Origin of the sequence: Mesorhizobium hawassense (assembly GCF_003289945.1) — a bacterium.
Taxonomy (GTDB): Bacteria; Pseudomonadota; Alphaproteobacteria; order Rhizobiales; family Rhizobiaceae; genus Mesorhizobium; species Mesorhizobium hawassense.
Window position 1 is genome coordinate 36,795 of sequence record NZ_QMBP01000015.1, and the last position, 14,501, is coordinate 51,295.

The following is a 14,501-nucleotide window of genomic DNA, read 5'->3' on the forward strand; positions in this document are numbered from 1 at the left end:
AGGTGCGTTGATGTTCAGGCATAGCTGCCTGCGGCGGCCGGCCTGAACCGCTTGCCTCACATCATTTCGATGATCGGCGCGATCTCGACGCTGAAGGCGGGGTCCATCAGGATCGGGCACTCCTTGGCCTTGGCGACGGCATCGTCGATGTCCCTGGCTTCGACGACGGTGTAGCCGGCTGTCGGATTGCTGCCGCCATTGTTCTCGACCTTGCCGCTGGGCAGAACGGTCCTGGACATGCCGACCGGATTGCCGCCGTCGACCACGGCCGAGCCGAGCTTGCCGTACCAGCCGGTCCAGGCATCCATCGCGGCTTTCCGTCCAGCTTCGTCGGTCGGCATCTTGCCGGAGCCGTGATAGACATAGAGAAATTTCGCCATGTTCTCCTCCCTTGTCGGCGGCGTCGAACCGGCATGCGGCCACGCCGCTTGCGATATGCGGCTTTTGCCGCAGTCAGATATGCGGCTACGCCGCAATCGTTGACATGCGGCTGCGCCGCAGTCCTTGATCATCGGACCAAAAGGCGGGGTCGGCAACGAAAAATTCGAAGCCGCTAATATAATGGCGGCGACCGCTACCTCGCCATGGCGTGGTATTCGGGATTCGGCCGCATGTCGACGGCCGCTGCCACCCGGTTCGACATGTTGAAGAAGGCGGCGGTCGAAGCGATGTCCCAGATGTCGCGGTCGGAGAAACCGGCTTGCCGCAGCGCGGCGCGGTCTGCCTCGACGATCTTGGCCGGCTCTTCCGTCAGCTTGACCGCGAATTCGAGCATCGCGCGCTGGCGGTCCGACAGATCGGCGGCGCGAAAATTCATCACCATCATCTCGCCAAGCGCCGGCTCGCCCGACAACTGGCGCACCGCCGCGCCATGCGCGGCCAGGCAGTAGAAGCAGTGGTTGATCGAGGAGACGACCACTGCGATCATCTCGCGCTCCAGCTTCGACAGGCCGGACTCGCCCAGCATCAAGTCGTTGTACATGTCGGTGAAGGCGCGCAGCTTCTTCTCGTCGAAGGCGTAGGCGAGCAGCACGTTGGGGACGAGGCCGAGCTTATCCCGGCATTTGGCGAAATAGGCCTTCGTCGCCTCGCTGAGCTCGGCCTGGACAAGGTCGAGCGCGGTTATTTTGCCGGTCATGGTCATTCTCCTCGCGGGGGCGACGGCGTCGGTTCGAATTTTTTAAAGCGTCGTCAAACCTTTGTCGCCAAACAGCGCTCATCTGGCTACCATAGCCACAAAAGCATGCCACGGGAGGGAATAAGCGTCATGGCCAGCGTGAAATCCAAGCCAAAGAAGAAAGCTGCCGCCGCCGCGAAGGCGGAGGGGAAACCGGCAAGGCTTGCCGACTATCTTCTGGCACGGGCGCCTACCGAAGATATCGCGGCCTATCACGCAGCCGACCTCGAACGCGCCGGCGAGCTAGCCGGCCGCGCCGTTGCCAAGCACAAGAAAGGCGAAAGCGTCGTCGCCGTCGAGACGGATTCCGGCGTTGCCTGCGACGGCCGGCCGGTCACCGTCATCACCGTCGTCAACGACAACATGCCGTTCCTGTTCGATTCGATCCTTGGCGAGATCACCGAGACCTCAGGCGAGCCGACACTGGTCACCCACCCGATCGTCACTGTCCGGCACGGCAAGAGCGGCGTCGCCGAGGTCCTCAGCGACAGCGGCAAGGAGGATGACGAGCACGACCGGCTGAGCGTCGTCCATGTCCACATTCCAAGGTTGAATGCCGAGCAGGGGAAGAGCCTTACCGAACGGCTGGGGAAGATGCTTTCACAGGTCCGCGCCGCCGTCGTCGACTGGAAGCGCATGCTCGCCCGGCTCGACCAGGCGATTTCCGAATTCCGCTATTCGGCCGTGCCGCTCGACAAGAAGAGCGTCGCCGAGGCGATCGCTTTCCTGGAATGGCTGCGCGACGACAATTTCACCTTCCTCGGCATGCGTGAATTCAACTATGTCGGCGGCGAGGAGAGCGGCTCGCTGGAGCGCGCCGACAAGCCCGGCCTCGGCATCCTGTCCGATCCCGACGTGCTGGTGCTGCGGCGCGGCACCGAGGCGGTGACGACGACGCCGGAGATCCGCGCCTTCCTGCACGGGCCGGAGCCGCTGATCGTCACCAAGGCCAACGCCAAATCTTTGGTGCACCGCCGCATCTATCTCGATTACATCGGCATCAAGACCTACACGTCGAAAGGCGCGCTGGCGGGCGAATTGCGCATCGTCGGCCTGTTCACCTCGACCGCCTACACGCGCTCGGTGATGAAGATCCCCTATCTGCGCTCGAAGGCCGAAACCGTAATCGCCAAGTCCGGCTTCAATCCGAGCGACCATTCCGGCAAGGCGCTGATCAATGTGGTTGAGAGCTATCCGCGCGATGAGCTGTTCCAGATCCCGGTGCCGATCCTCAGAAAGCATGCCAACGCCATTCTCGGGCTGATCGAACGGCCGCGGATCAGAGCGCTGGTGCGCCTTGATCAGTTCGATCGCTTCGTTTCCGTCATCATCTTCGTGCCGCGGGATCGCTATGACAGTGTCGTGCGCGAGAAGGTCGGCGCCTATCTCAAGACCGTGTTCGAAGGCCGGCTGTCGGCCTATTACCCGGCCTTCCCGGAGGGCGGGCTGGCGCGCGTGCACTTCATCATCGGCCGTTCCGGCGGCAAGACACCGAAGATCGAGCAGGCGACGATCGAGGCAGCGATCCGCGACATCGTGCGCACCTGGGAAGACGCGCTCTCCGAGGCCGCGGAAGCCGCGGGCAGCGATCCGGCGCTGAAGGCGATCGCCGCCCGCTTCCCAGAAAGCTATCGCGACAGCTTTTCGGCGGCCGTGGCGCTGGCCGATGCCGGGCGCATCGCCAGGATCAGCGCCGGAAGTCCAATAGCGATCGACTATTACCGCCATGCCGACCAAAAGCCGCAGCAGGCGGCGCTGAAGATCTATCACTTCGGCAGCCCGGTGGCGCTGTCGCGGCGCGTGCCGGTGCTGGAAAACATCGGCTTTCGCGTCATCAGCGAGCGCACCTTCGAGGTCGGTGACGATCCGGCGACCAAGGTCTACATCCACGACATGGAGCTGGAGAACAGCTACGGCGCGCGAATAGACCTCGCCGACGGCGGCGCATTGTTCGAGGACGCGTTCCTCTCGGTGTGGCGCGGCGATGTCGACAATGACGGCTATAACGGCCTGGCGCAGACCGCCGGCCTGTGGTCAGGCGAGATCACCATCCTGCGCGCCTATGGCCGCTACCTGCAGCAGGCCGGCATCCCGCAGAGCCAGGATTTCATCGCCGCGGCGCTCAACCGCTATCCCGAGATCGCGCGCGGCCTGCATGCGCTGTTCGTCGCCCGCCTCGGGCCGACGGCGGAAGGCGATGGCGTGGTCGCGGCCAAGCACCTCAAGGCCAAGATCAAGGACGCGCTGGAGGAGGTGCCAAATATCGATGACGACACCATCATCCGCCGCTATCTCAACCTCATCGAAGCCTCGCTGCGCACCAATCATTTCGTAGCCGATACGAAGGAGAAGGGGCAGTCGCTGGCGATCAAGCTCGACTCGCAGGCGGTCGAGGGCCTGCCGGCGCCACGGCCATGGCGCGAGATCTTCGTCTACGGCTCCGAGGTCGAGGGCGTGCATCTGCGCTTCGGACCGGTGGCGCGCGGCGGCCTGCGCTGGTCGGACCGCGCCCAGGATTACCGCACCGAGGTGCTCGGCCTGGTCAAGGCACAGCAGGTCAAGAACGCGGTCATCGTGCCGGTCGGCGCCAAGGGCGGCTTCTTCCCCAAGCGCCTGCCGGCCGGTGGCGGCCGCGACGCCATCTTCGAAGCAGGCACTTCGGCCTACAAGAATTTCGTCTCCAGCCTGTTGTCGATCACCGACAACATCGGCGTCGACGGCGTCATCCCGCCGGCCGGCGTGGTGCGGCGTGACCAGGACGATCCCTATTTCGTCGTCGCCGCCGACAAGGGCACGGCGACCTTCTCCGATACCGCCAACGCCATCTCCGAAAAGCATAATTTCTGGCTGGACGACGCCTTCGCCAGCGGCGGCTCGGCCGGTTACGACCACAAGAAGATGGGCATCACCGCCAAGGGCGCCTGGGAAGCGGTGAAGCGGCATTTCCGCGAGATCAACCGCGACATCCAGACCTCGCCCTTCAGCGTGGTCGGCGTCGGCGACATGTCGGGCGACGTGTTCGGCAACGGCATGCTTTTGTCGCCGCAGACCAGGCTGATCGCCGCCTTCGACCATCGCGACATCTTCATCGATCCCGATCCGGACATGGCGGCCTCGATGGCCGAGCGGGTGCGCATGTTCGCGCTGCCGCGCTCGTCGTGGCAGGACTATGACAAGTCGAAGCTGTCGGAAGGCGGCGTCATCGTCTCGCGCAACCAGAAATCGATCACGCTGCCGCAGGCGGCGGCGGCCGCGATCGGCTTGTCCAAGACCACGGCGACGCCGGTCGAGATCATGAACGCCATCCTCAAGGCGCCGGTCGACCTTCTGTGGTTCGGCGGCATCGGCACCTATGTGCGGGCATCGGCTGAAACCAATGCCGATGTCGGCGATCGCGCCAACGACGCCATCCGCGTCACCGCGCTCGACGTGCGCGCCAAGGTGATCGGCGAGGGCGCCAATCTCGGCGTCACGCAGCGGGCGCGCATCGAGTTCGGCCTGAATGGCGGCCGCTGCAATTCCGACGCCATCGACAATTCGGGCGGCGTCAACTGCTCCGACGTCGAGGTCAACATCAAGATCGCGCTGGCATCCGCCATGCGCAAAGGTTCGCTGGCGAGACCGGCGCGCAACAAGCTGCTCGCCGAAATGACCGACGAGGTCGGTGCGCTGGTGCTCGCCAACAACTACCAGCAGACGCTGGCGCTGTCGCTCGCCCGCAAGCGTGGGCTGGCCGACATCGCGCACCAGGCGCGCTTCATGACGGCGCTGGAATCGCGCGGCTTGCTCGACCGCGCGGTCGAGACGCTGCCCTCGCCGGCGGCCCTTGCCGAACGCGAGGCGCGCGGCGAGCCGCTGACCCGGGCCGAGATCGGCGTGCTGCTCGCCTATGCCAAGATCGTCCTGTTCTCCGACATCGTCGCCAGCGACGTGCCGGACGATCAGCATTTCGACCGCGATCTGATGGGCTATTTCCCGGAGCGCATGGCGAAGAAATTCGCCGGCGAGATCCGCGACCACCGGCTGCGGCGCGAGATCATCACGCGGGTGCTCGTCAACGATCTGGTCAATCGCGGTGGCCCGTCCTTCGTCAACCGGCTGCAGGAATCCACCGGCCGCACCGCGGCCGATGTCATGCGCATTTTCGCCATGGTCCGCGACGGCTTCGCGCTGCCCGCGCTCTACAAGGAGATCGATGCGCTCGACAACCAGATCGACGGCCAAGTCCAGCTCGATCTCTATCAGGCGGTTAGCCGGCTTATCTTCGTGACCAGCGGCTGGTACCTGAAGAACGAAGCCGGTTCCGTGCCACTGGGACAGCGCATCGCCGAATTGCAGGAAGCCCGCAAGGCGCTCGAGCCGAAGCTGGCGTCGCTGCTGCCGGCCTTCTCGCGCGAGCGCATCGAGGAGCGACGACACGGCCTGTTCAAGGGCGGCGCGCCGGAAAAGCTCGCCGAGAAACTCGCTCTGGCCGAGGTGGCCGAGCTGATCCCGGACGTCGCGCTCACCGCGCGAACGGCCAATGCCGACATCGTCAGCGCGGCCAAGGCCTTCTTCGCCGTCAGCGACGCCTTCCGTATCCCGCGCGTCGAGGAAGCCGCGCGCTCGATCATGCCGCCGGACTATTACGACCAGCTGGCGCTGTCGCGCGCGACGGACACGATCGGTGTCGCGCGCCGCGGCATCGCGGTGGCGGCGCTCACCGCGCACGGCACGGCGGCGGATCCGGTCGCGGCCTGGCTGGAGGCCGGCGGCGAGCGCGTCGCGCGCATCCGCGAACGGCTGCAAGCGCTGACCGAGGGCGGCGAGATCACCGTGTCGCGGCTGTCGGTGGCATCCGGCCTGATGAGCGACCTGACGGGGATGTAGGCTGGACAAGTTCGAGGATGATCGTTCGGTCGCGGAAACACCCCTGGACCGCCGCGCCCGAGGTCATGACGAAGCGAGCGAAGATATCTATGACGCAAAGTTCGTCAAAGGTGTCTTCGACCGTTGCTCTGGTCGCTACATCGCCTTCAGCCTGATCTGCTCGTTCGGTTTTACCGAGCGCTGGCGCCGGCAATGTGTCGAGCTGATGCCCACACCGCAGGCCCCAAACCCGACAGGCTACGACCTGATGGCGGGAACAGGCGAAGTCTGGCCCCACCTGCTCGAGCGCTTTCCCGGTCTCGGCGCCATCACGGCAGTCGACATCTCAACGGGCATGCACCTGCGCGCCATGCAGCGTCTGCATGCCCACCGCGCCCACAAGATCGCCTTCATCGAGGACGATGTGCTGGCAAGCGACCTGCCCGACGCAAGCGCCGATTTCATCGTCTCGACCTTCGGCCTGAAGACGTTCAATCGCGAGCAGCACGCCAGGCTTGCCAAGCTGGTCGCTCGATGCCTCAAGCCGGGCGGCGTCTTTTGCATGATCGAGGCATCCGATCCGAAAGGCTGGTGGCTGCGGCCGCTTTATCTGTTCCATCTGAAGGTCATGTTGCCGTTGGTCGAAAGGATGTTTCTCAGAGGCGCGCGGGATTTCGCGATGATCGGCACCTATTCTACCAATTTCGGCGATGCCTCGCATGTGGCGGAGATGCTGAGGGGCGAAGGGCTGGAGGTGGAGTTCAAACGCTTCTTCTTCGGCTGCGCGACGGCCGTCGCAGGTCGCAAGCCGGGCGTATTTGCGCCGTCATGAAAAACATGCAGACATGACGCCCGACGCGGGCGGGCCGAGGGAATCAGCATGGCGGCAGTAGACACAGTGCAGCGAGCATCGGGGCGCGGCATCTGGGGCTGGATGTTCTTCGACTGGGCGGCGCAGCCTTTCTTCACCGTCGTCACCACCTTCATCTTCGGCCCCTATTTCGTCTCGCGCATGGCGAGCGACCCGACCGCCGGACAGGCCGCCTGGGGTTACGGCATCGCCGCCGCCGGCCTGGTCATCGCGGTGCTTTCGCCGGTTCTCGGCTCGATCGCCGATCAGACCGGGCCGCGCAAGCCATGGATCGGCTTCTTCGCCACGATCAAAATCGTCAGCCTCAGCCTGCTGTGGTTCGCCGCGCCCGGCTCGAACCTCTTCCTGGTCGTGCTGCTGTTCTCGCTGGCTTCGGTGGCGGCGGAATTTTCGACCGTGTTCAACGATTCCATGATGCCACGGCTGGTACCGAAGGAGGAGATCGGCAAGATCTCCAACATGGCCTGGGGGCTCGGCTATCTCGGCGGCATGATCGCGCTGATCTTCGTGGTGCTTTTCCTGGCCGGCAATCTGGAAACCGGCAAGACGCTCATCGGCCTCGACCCGCTGTTCGGGCTCGATCCGAAGCTCGGCGAGGACGCGCGCTTCACCGGTCCGATGTCGGCCGGCTGGTATTTCCTGTTCATCCTGCCGATGTTCTTCTTCACACCGGACGCCACCAAGGGCATCCCGATCGGACCGGCGGTGCGCGAGGGCTTGTCGGAACTGAAGTCGACGCTGGCCGAAGTGCGCACCCGCAGCGGCATCCTGCGCTTCCTGCTGGCGCGCATGATCTATCAGGACGGCGTCAATGCGCTGCTGGCGCTCGGCGGCACCTTCGCGGCCGGCATGTTCCATTGGTCGATCACCGAGATCGGCCTGTTCGGCATCATCCTCAACGTGGTCGCCATCTTCGGCTGCTGGATCGCGGCGCGGCTTGATACGGCCTTCGGCTCGAAGCACGTGGTGATGATCGCGCTGGTGATGCTGTCGATCGCAACCGTCGGCGTGGTCTCGACCGGACCGGGCTTCACGCTGCTCGGGCTGATCCCGCTGTCGACCGCGGATTCCGGGGGGCTGTTCGGCACCGCGGCCGAGAAGGCCTACATTCTGTACGGCCTGCTGATCGGATTGGCCTTCGGCCCGGTGCAGGCCTCGTCGCGATCCTACATGGCGCGCAGTGTCACCGCCGCCGAATCCGGCCGCTATTTCGGCATCTATGCGCTGGCGGGACGGGCGACCAGCTTCCTGGCGCCGTTCATGGTGGCGACCATCACCACGCTGAGCGATTCGCCACGGCTCGGCATGGCGGCGATCATCCTGTTCCTCGGCATCGGCATGGCGATCCTGGTGGGGACGCCCTACCCGGCGGACAAGCGGTAGGAGACGCTTCGATAATTCTACTCCGCTGGCCGCTTGCCGCGGTTTTCTGCGCTTCCGGTGCTCACGGACCTGAATGTCCGCTCCGCTCCGGTTCTCGAAAACCGCACCAATCGACTCAGCGGACCAAATTCTTGAAGCATCTCCGCGTCGAGCATCAATGCCTGAAATGCCTGACCCCGGTGAACACCATGGCGATGCCGTGCGCGTCGGCGGCGGCGATGACGTCATCGTCACGCATAGAGCCGCCGGGCTGGATAACCGCCGTGGCGCCGGCCTCGATCGCCGACAACAGGCCGTCGGCGAAGGGGAAGAAGGCGTCCGAGGCGACGACCGAGCCCTTGGTCAGCGGTTCGGCGAGGCCAGCCGCTTCCGCAGCGTCGAGCGCCTTGCGGGCGGCGATGCGCGAGGAATCGACGCGGCTCATCTGGCCGGCGCCGATGCCCACCGTCGCTCCGTCCTTAGCATAGACGATGGCGTTGGACTTGACGTGCTTGGCAACGCGGAAGGCGAATTTTAGATCGGCCATCTCGGCCGGTGTCGGCGCCCGCTTGGTCACCACCTTCAGCTCGAGGTCGTCGACCACTGCATTGTCGCGGCTTTGCACAAGCAGCCCGCCGGAGACCGACTTCACGAGCGTGCCGGCGGCGCGTGCATCGGGCAGGCCGCCGGCGACGAGGAGGCGCAGGTTCTTCTTGGCGGCGACGATCGCGGCAGCCTCGTCCGTCGCGTCGGGCGCGATGATGACCTCGGTGAAGGTCTTCACGATCTCTTCCGCGGCTTCCGCGTCGAGGATGCGGTTCATGGCGACGATGCCGCCATAGGCCGAGACCGGATCGCAGGCCAGCGCCTTGGCGTAAGCCGCCTTCAGCGTCGCGCCCTCGGCGACGCCGCAGGGGTTGGCGTGCTTGATGATCGCGATCGCCGCCGAGCGGGTGGGGTCGAACTCGCCGGCCAGCTCGAAGGCGGCGTCGGTGTCGTTGATGTTGTTGTAGGAGAGTTGCTTGCCCTGAAGCTGGCGCGCCGTGGCGACGCCCGGCCGCTTATCGCCCGACAGATAGAAGCCGGCGCCCTGATGCGGGTTCTCGCCATAGCGCATGACCTGGTCGAGACGGCCGCCGAAGGCACGCCAGGTCGGATGCTCGATCTCGAGCGCTTCGGCGAACCAGCCGGAGATCGCCGCGTCATAGGTGGCGGTGCGTGCGAAGGCCTTGGCCGCCAGCTTCTTGCGGAAATCCAGCGACAGCGAGCCGAGATTCATCTCCAGCGCGTTGAGCACCGAGGCATAGTCGGCGGGGTCGGTGACGATGGCGACATAGGCATGGTTCTTAGCCGAGGCGCGGATCATCGCCGGACCGCCGATGTCGATGTTCTCGACGATCGAGGCATAGCCAGCGCCGGAGCGACGGACTTCCTCGAACGGATAGAGATTGGAGACGAGAAGGTCGATCGGCTCGATGTGATGATCGCGCATCGCCTTGGCGTGGTCGGCGTCGTCGCGGATGCCGAGAAGCGCGCCATGCACCGACGGGTGCAAGGTCTTCACCCGGCCGTCCATGATTTCGGGAAAGCCGGTCAGCTCGGAGACGTCGCGCACCGCAAGGCCGGCCTCTGCGATCGCCTTTGCAGTGCCGCCGGTCGAAACCAGCTCGACGCCGGCAGCGGCGAGCGCCTTGGCGAAATCGATCAGGCCGGTCTTGTCGAAGACGGAAAGCAGCGCGCGGCGCACCGGAACGAGATCGGGCGCCGGAATGTTTTTTGTGGGCACGGCCATGCGGAGGCCTTTCACGGCTGTTGGGGGAGCGTTGGCCGGCCCTAGCATATGAGCCTCGGAAATCAAGTGAGTCTGGGAAATCAAGCGCGCAGCCGGATTTGTCCGGAACTCAGTTGTTCTCGGGATAGCCGGCGACGTTTGTGCGGGTCAGCTGCCAATGGACCTCGGCAATCTCCGAGGCCTTGAATGCAAGCACGATCTGCCGGCTGCGGCGCGGGCCGCTCAGGCCGGCGAAATAGATCGATTCCTCGACCTCCGGCACCACTTCGGCGCAGGTGAAAACCCAGGTGTCGCCATGCGCGGCGGCCAGCGTGAAGCGATCATGGTCGTCCTGCAGCACGCTGATGTCGGGGTGGACGTGAAAGCGCACCGTGACGAAGTCGCGGCCATTGTTGCGGATCGCGCCGCCGCCTTGGCGCAGGAAACGGTCGCGGCCGGTCAGCACGTTGCCGTTCGAGGCCAGCTTCAGCTCGCGCTCATGCAGGAAGCCGAACTGGGCGGCGTAGCCGTCATGGCGGGCGACGAAACCTTGCATGCCCTTCTGGTCGAGGCGCTTGCAGGGCACGTGCTGCGGGCCGCCGATCAGCGGTGAGCCCAGCAGATCGCTGACACGCAGCGAGTGGCTGAAGCGCGCAGACGAGGTGTCGTTGACGGTCGCTGTCGAATGCGCGGCGGTGGCGCGCGCCAGCGGCCGGAATTCCGGGGCACCGTAAGTGTCGATGCCGGCATTGACGATGAAATGCTGGCGTCCTGAGGAGAGTTCGAAGGCAAGGCAACCGGCGTGCGCCGCGATGGAGACGTCGACCGGCGGCGGCGGGCCGGTGTCGGCAATCACCGTCACGCCGCCCATCGACAGCCGCTCATAGCCGGAATGCGGCGCGTGCAGAAGCGGCGCTCCCACCGTGTCGTCGTGGCGCATGATGGTGGCGATGCGGTCATGGATGGTGGCGCCCATGCCGTTGAAGCGGGCAAGGCTGCCGTCCTGGTGGCGGAAGAAGCGCAGCGCCGGCAACATGCGGTCGATGGCGCCGATCAAGGCCGAAGGCGGCGCCTCGGCCTGGTTGGCATAGGTCTGGCGCAGCGGCAAAAGGTCGGCGAGCAATTCCAGCACCGCCATCGGTTTGCGCGAGATGTGGCCGCCGTCGGGCAGAATCTGATGCTCCAGCTCTTCGGCCAGGTTGCGCGTCGCGGAACGCAGCGCCGAAGCCGGCGCCGGCAGGGACAAGGCTGCGAAAGCCAGCGCGATGCGGGCGCGCAGCCTGCCCTCGCCATCCGGCATCTCGCGGGCCATCGAGCGCAAGTAGCGGATCTGCATGGCCAGCGATTTGAGGAAGGCGCGATAGAATGGGAATTCGGCGCCCTGCAGCACGACCGAGGAATGCTGCAGCCAGGCGATCACCCGCTTGGCCGTCGTTCCCGGCTCCCAGGCGACGCCGGAGATCTGGTTGCCGTGCATGGCGATCCAGTCGGTGACCAGGGCCCTTGCATTGGCTGCCGCGAGCTCGGTACCGGTGGCGCGCATATGGCGCAACCAGCGGAAGCCGTGCAGCGATTTCTGCCAGCCGCGATTGGGCACTTCGAGCTGAAAGGGCGACCTGCCACCGGTCTCGACCAGATGGCCAGAGAGCGGGTAGCGGCCGTAATAGATCTCCAGCGCGATCTGCGGATCGGCGAGCCGCAAATCCGGCGGCGCGATCAGGACGCGTTCGGGCGTGCGGCCGGAATAGCGCCAGCGATAGATCGGGCCGGCGCGCAAACGCCGGCGCGTCTTGCGCCAGAACTCCCTCGCGACAAGCGTCCAAAGACGTGCCGTGCTGCCGGCAACAAGTGCCAATAGCCCTCCTGATGTCCCCATAACCCAAGCACAAGCTTATGCGATTCAAGAACTTATGCGAAGGCGGAATTCACCAAAGTGAACCGCTTCACGCCGCTTTGCCCGTGCCGTCCCTAAAAAAGTCAGCAAGTTTTATGAGATAACGCTTCAAAAGCTCCGTCTCATCCGCGCGGCGAAGAAGCCGTCCAGGCCTGAAATTCCAGGTGATTCCAGCACCATGTCGGCAGGCGTGGTGCGCAGCGTGCCCACAGATGTGAGGAACGGGTCGAGGTCTGCAAACTCGCCCGGGCGGATCGGGTCGTCGATCACCCCGGGCGTTTCGGTCAGGAAGGCGCTGTAAAGTTCCTCGCCCTCGATCGGATCGAGCGAACAGTTGGAAAAGACGATGCGGCCGCCGGGCCTGACGAGCGTAACGGCGTGGGCAAGCAGCTTGCGCTGGAGCGCGGCGAGCTTTTCGACATCGGCCATGGTCTTGGTCCACGGCACATCGGGATGACGGCGCACGGTGCCGGTCGAGGAACAGGGCGTGTCGAGCAGCACGGCGTCGAACAATCGCGCCGGCCGGTAATCCAGAAGGTCGGTCGGGACGAGTTCGGCCGTAAGACCGAGGCGGTCGAGATTCTGCGCCAGCCGCGCCAGCCGGTTCTTCGAGGTGTCGACCGCGGTCACTTCGGCGCCGGCCAGTATGAGCTGCGCCGTCTTGCCGCCGGGCGCGGCACAAAGGTCGGCGACGCGCTGGCCCTTTATGCCGCCGAACAGGCGCGCCGGCAGGCTGGCGGCCGTATCCTGCACCCACCAGGCGCCATCGGCGAAGCCAGGCAGATCGGTGACATTGGCGGCGAGTTTTTCGACCCGCACGGTGCCGGTCGTCAGCACAATGCCGCCCAGCCTCTCGGCCCAAAGTGCAGAATCGGCCTTGACCGTGAAATCGACGGGCGCCTCGTGGCGATGTGCGGCAAGGATGGCACGCGTCTTCTCGGCTCCGTAGGCTGCGGTTAGCCGCTCGACGAACCATTGCGGCGCCTCGCTGGTTGCGGCAAGCGCCGGGGCAAGCTCCTCCTGCTTGGCGCGCGCCAGCGAACGCAGCACGCCGTTGACCAGGCCGGAGAAGCGGGTGGTGCGCGGATCGGATTTGGCGTGGGTGACGGCAAGATCGACGGCGGCGCTGTCCGGAACGTCGAGGAACAGGATTTGCGCGGCGGCGACATGCAGGATATGCGACAGCGCGGTGGCGTTGGGCGGCAGCGGCTTTTCCAGCCGCTTGGACAGCAGCCTGGCGATGGTCATGCGATGGCGCAGCGCCGTGACCAGGATGGCGCGCACCAGCGCGCGGTCGCGGCCGTCGAGCGCCTTGTATTGCGGATGGCCGTGCTCGTTGTCGGTCAACCCATCGAGCGGTGTGCGTGCATCGATGACGGCGGCCAGCAGCCTTGCCGCCGCCTTGCGCGCGGCAAGGCCGGCGACGTTGGAGTCACCAGCCCTGTGTTGCGGATTGCCTGAATGTCCGCGCCTCGGCGGCGTCACGACCACGGACCCTTCGAGCGGACATTGCGCGGTCCGGTTGGGTTGCGGCCCCAGGGGTTGGGTTTCGGTTGCGTCGGTTCGGGCTCCGCCGGCTTGCCCCACGGACCGGCTGACGGCTCCTCGGGCTGGATGGGGGGCGGCGAAGCCTGGCGCCGGCTGGCTTGCGGGGGCCCGGCCATCCCGCGCGCCATCTCCCGCAGCGCCGCGATGCGGTTCTCGGTGTTCGGGTGAGTCGAGAACAGACTATCCATGCGCTCGCCATGCAGGGGGTTGATGATGAAAAGATGCGCCATCGCCGGGTTGCGCTCGGCATCCTCATTGGGGATCTGCTCGGCGCCGCGCGCGATCTTGTCGAGCGCCGAGGCCAGCCACAGCGGATTGCCGCATATCTCGGCGCCGCGGCGGTCGGCTGCGTATTCGCGGGTGCGGCTCACCGCCATCTGCACGATCATGGCGGCGAAGGGCGCCACCAGCATCGCGACCAGCACGCCGACGAAGCCGAACGGGTTGTTGTTGTCGCGGTTGCCGCCGAAGAAGAAGGCGAAATTGCCGAGCATCGAGATGGCGCCGGCAAGCGTCGCCACGATCGTCATGGTCAGCGTGTCGCGATGCTGCACATGGGCAAGCTCGTGCGCCATCACCGCGGCGACCTCTTCGTGGTTCAACCGCTCGAGCAGGCCCGTGGACGCGGCCACGGCGGCATTCTCGGGGTTGCGGCCGGTGGCGAAGGCGTTGGGCTGCGGATTGTCGATCAGATAGGTCTTCGGCATCGGCAGGCCGGCCCGCTTGGCCAGCGTCTGGACGATCGCGTAATATTCGGGCGCGTTCTTTTCGTCGACCTCGACGGCGCGGTTCATCGACAGCACCATCTTGTCGGCGTTCCAATAGCTGAACAGATTGGTGCCGGCGGCGATCAAAAGCGCGATGACCATGCCGCCCGAGCCGCCGATCAGATAGCCGATGCCCATGAACAGCGCCGTCATCGCGGCGAGAAGCATGGCGGTGCGAAGCGTGTTCATCGTTTCATCCGTCTGACTTGGTGTCGGAGGGGCCAAAGCATCGGACCGAAAAGTGGAATCCGGTTATATTCCGA

At 65.4% G+C, this 14,501-nt stretch carries 9 protein-coding genes; 3 read left to right on the forward strand and 6 right to left on the reverse strand.

Features of this window, described 5'->3' with window-relative positions; translation table 11 throughout:
• Nucleotides 1–56: 56 nt before the first annotated feature.
• Nucleotides 57–380 carry a YciI family protein gene (locus DPM33_RS26000; RefSeq protein ID WP_112100262.1) on the reverse strand — a complete coding sequence of 108 codons (324 nt, stop codon included), beginning with the start codon at nucleotides 378–380 and terminating at the stop codon, nucleotides 57–59.
• Nucleotides 381–574: 194 nt separating this feature from the next.
• Nucleotides 575–1,138, reverse strand: a complete 564-nt coding sequence (locus DPM33_RS26005; protein ID WP_112100263.1) for a peroxidase-related enzyme — start codon at nucleotides 1,136–1,138, stop codon at nucleotides 575–577.
• A 129-nt stretch (nucleotides 1,139–1,267) separates the two neighbouring features.
• Here DPM33_RS26005 and DPM33_RS26010 point away from each other — a divergent pair, with 129 nt between their 5' ends.
• From DPM33_RS26010 to DPM33_RS26020, 3 genes are all read left to right on the forward strand, one after another.
• Nucleotides 1,268–6,046 (forward strand): NAD-glutamate dehydrogenase, encoded by a 4,779-nt coding sequence (locus tag DPM33_RS26010; RefSeq protein WP_112100264.1) that lies wholly within the window; start codon nucleotides 1,268–1,270, stop codon nucleotides 6,044–6,046.
• Nucleotides 6,047–6,131: 85 nt separating this feature from the next.
• Nucleotides 6,132–6,857: a class I SAM-dependent methyltransferase gene (locus DPM33_RS26015; protein WP_245442395.1), complete on the forward strand. Its 726-nt coding sequence runs from the start codon at nucleotides 6,132–6,134 to the stop codon at nucleotides 6,855–6,857.
• A gap of 48 nt (nucleotides 6,858–6,905) precedes the next feature.
• Nucleotides 6,906–8,279 (forward strand): MFS transporter, encoded by a 1,374-nt coding sequence (locus DPM33_RS26020; RefSeq protein ID WP_112100266.1) that lies wholly within the window; start codon nucleotides 6,906–6,908, stop codon nucleotides 8,277–8,279.
• Nucleotides 8,280–8,433: 154 nt separating this feature from the next.
• Here the strand turns inward: DPM33_RS26020 and purH are convergent, their stop codons facing one another.
• The 4 genes from purH to htpX form a co-directional block, all read right to left on the reverse strand.
• Nucleotides 8,434–10,050, reverse strand: a complete 1,617-nt coding sequence (gene purH / locus DPM33_RS26025; protein WP_112100267.1) for a bifunctional phosphoribosylaminoimidazolecarboxamide formyltransferase/IMP cyclohydrolase — start codon at nucleotides 10,048–10,050, stop codon at nucleotides 8,434–8,436.
• A gap of 109 nt (nucleotides 10,051–10,159) precedes the next feature.
• Complete coding sequence (locus DPM33_RS26030) at nucleotides 10,160–11,905, reverse strand: heparinase II/III family protein (RefSeq protein ID WP_208648455.1); 1,746 nt, start codon at nucleotides 11,903–11,905, stop codon at nucleotides 10,160–10,162.
• Nucleotides 11,906–12,031: 126 nt separating this feature from the next.
• Complete coding sequence (locus DPM33_RS26035; protein ID WP_167449225.1) at nucleotides 12,032–13,414, reverse strand: RsmB/NOP family class I SAM-dependent RNA methyltransferase; 1,383 nt, start codon at nucleotides 13,412–13,414, stop codon at nucleotides 12,032–12,034.
• Nucleotides 13,405–14,427, reverse strand: a complete 1,023-nt coding sequence (htpX, locus tag DPM33_RS26040; RefSeq protein ID WP_112100269.1) for a zinc metalloprotease HtpX — start codon at nucleotides 14,425–14,427, stop codon at nucleotides 13,405–13,407. Before htpX ends, DPM33_RS26035 begins: the two co-directional genes overlap by 10 nt.
• Nucleotides 14,428–14,501 lie beyond the last annotated feature (74 nt).

Coding starts and splice junctions, on each gene's coding strand:
- DPM33_RS26000 (WP_112100262.1), bottom strand. CDS start 380: ATGGCGAAATTTCTCTATGTCTATCACGGCTCCGGCAAGATGCCGACC.
- DPM33_RS26005 (WP_112100263.1), bottom strand. CDS start 1,138: ATGACCGGCAAAATAACCGCGCTCGACCTTGTCCAGGCCGAGCTCAGC.
- DPM33_RS26010 (WP_112100264.1), top strand. CDS start 1,268: ATGGCCAGCGTGAAATCCAAGCCAAAGAAGAAAGCTGCCGCCGCCGCG.
- DPM33_RS26020 (WP_112100266.1), top strand. CDS start 6,906: ATGGCGGCAGTAGACACAGTGCAGCGAGCATCGGGGCGCGGCATCTGG.
- purH (WP_112100267.1), bottom strand. CDS start 10,050: ATGGCCGTGCCCACAAAAAACATTCCGGCGCCCGATCTCGTTCCGGTG.
- DPM33_RS26030 (WP_208648455.1), bottom strand. CDS start 11,905: ATGGGGACATCAGGAGGGCTATTGGCACTTGTTGCCGGCAGCACGGCA.
- htpX (WP_112100269.1), bottom strand. CDS start 14,427: ATGAACACGCTTCGCACCGCCATGCTTCTCGCCGCGATGACGGCGCTG.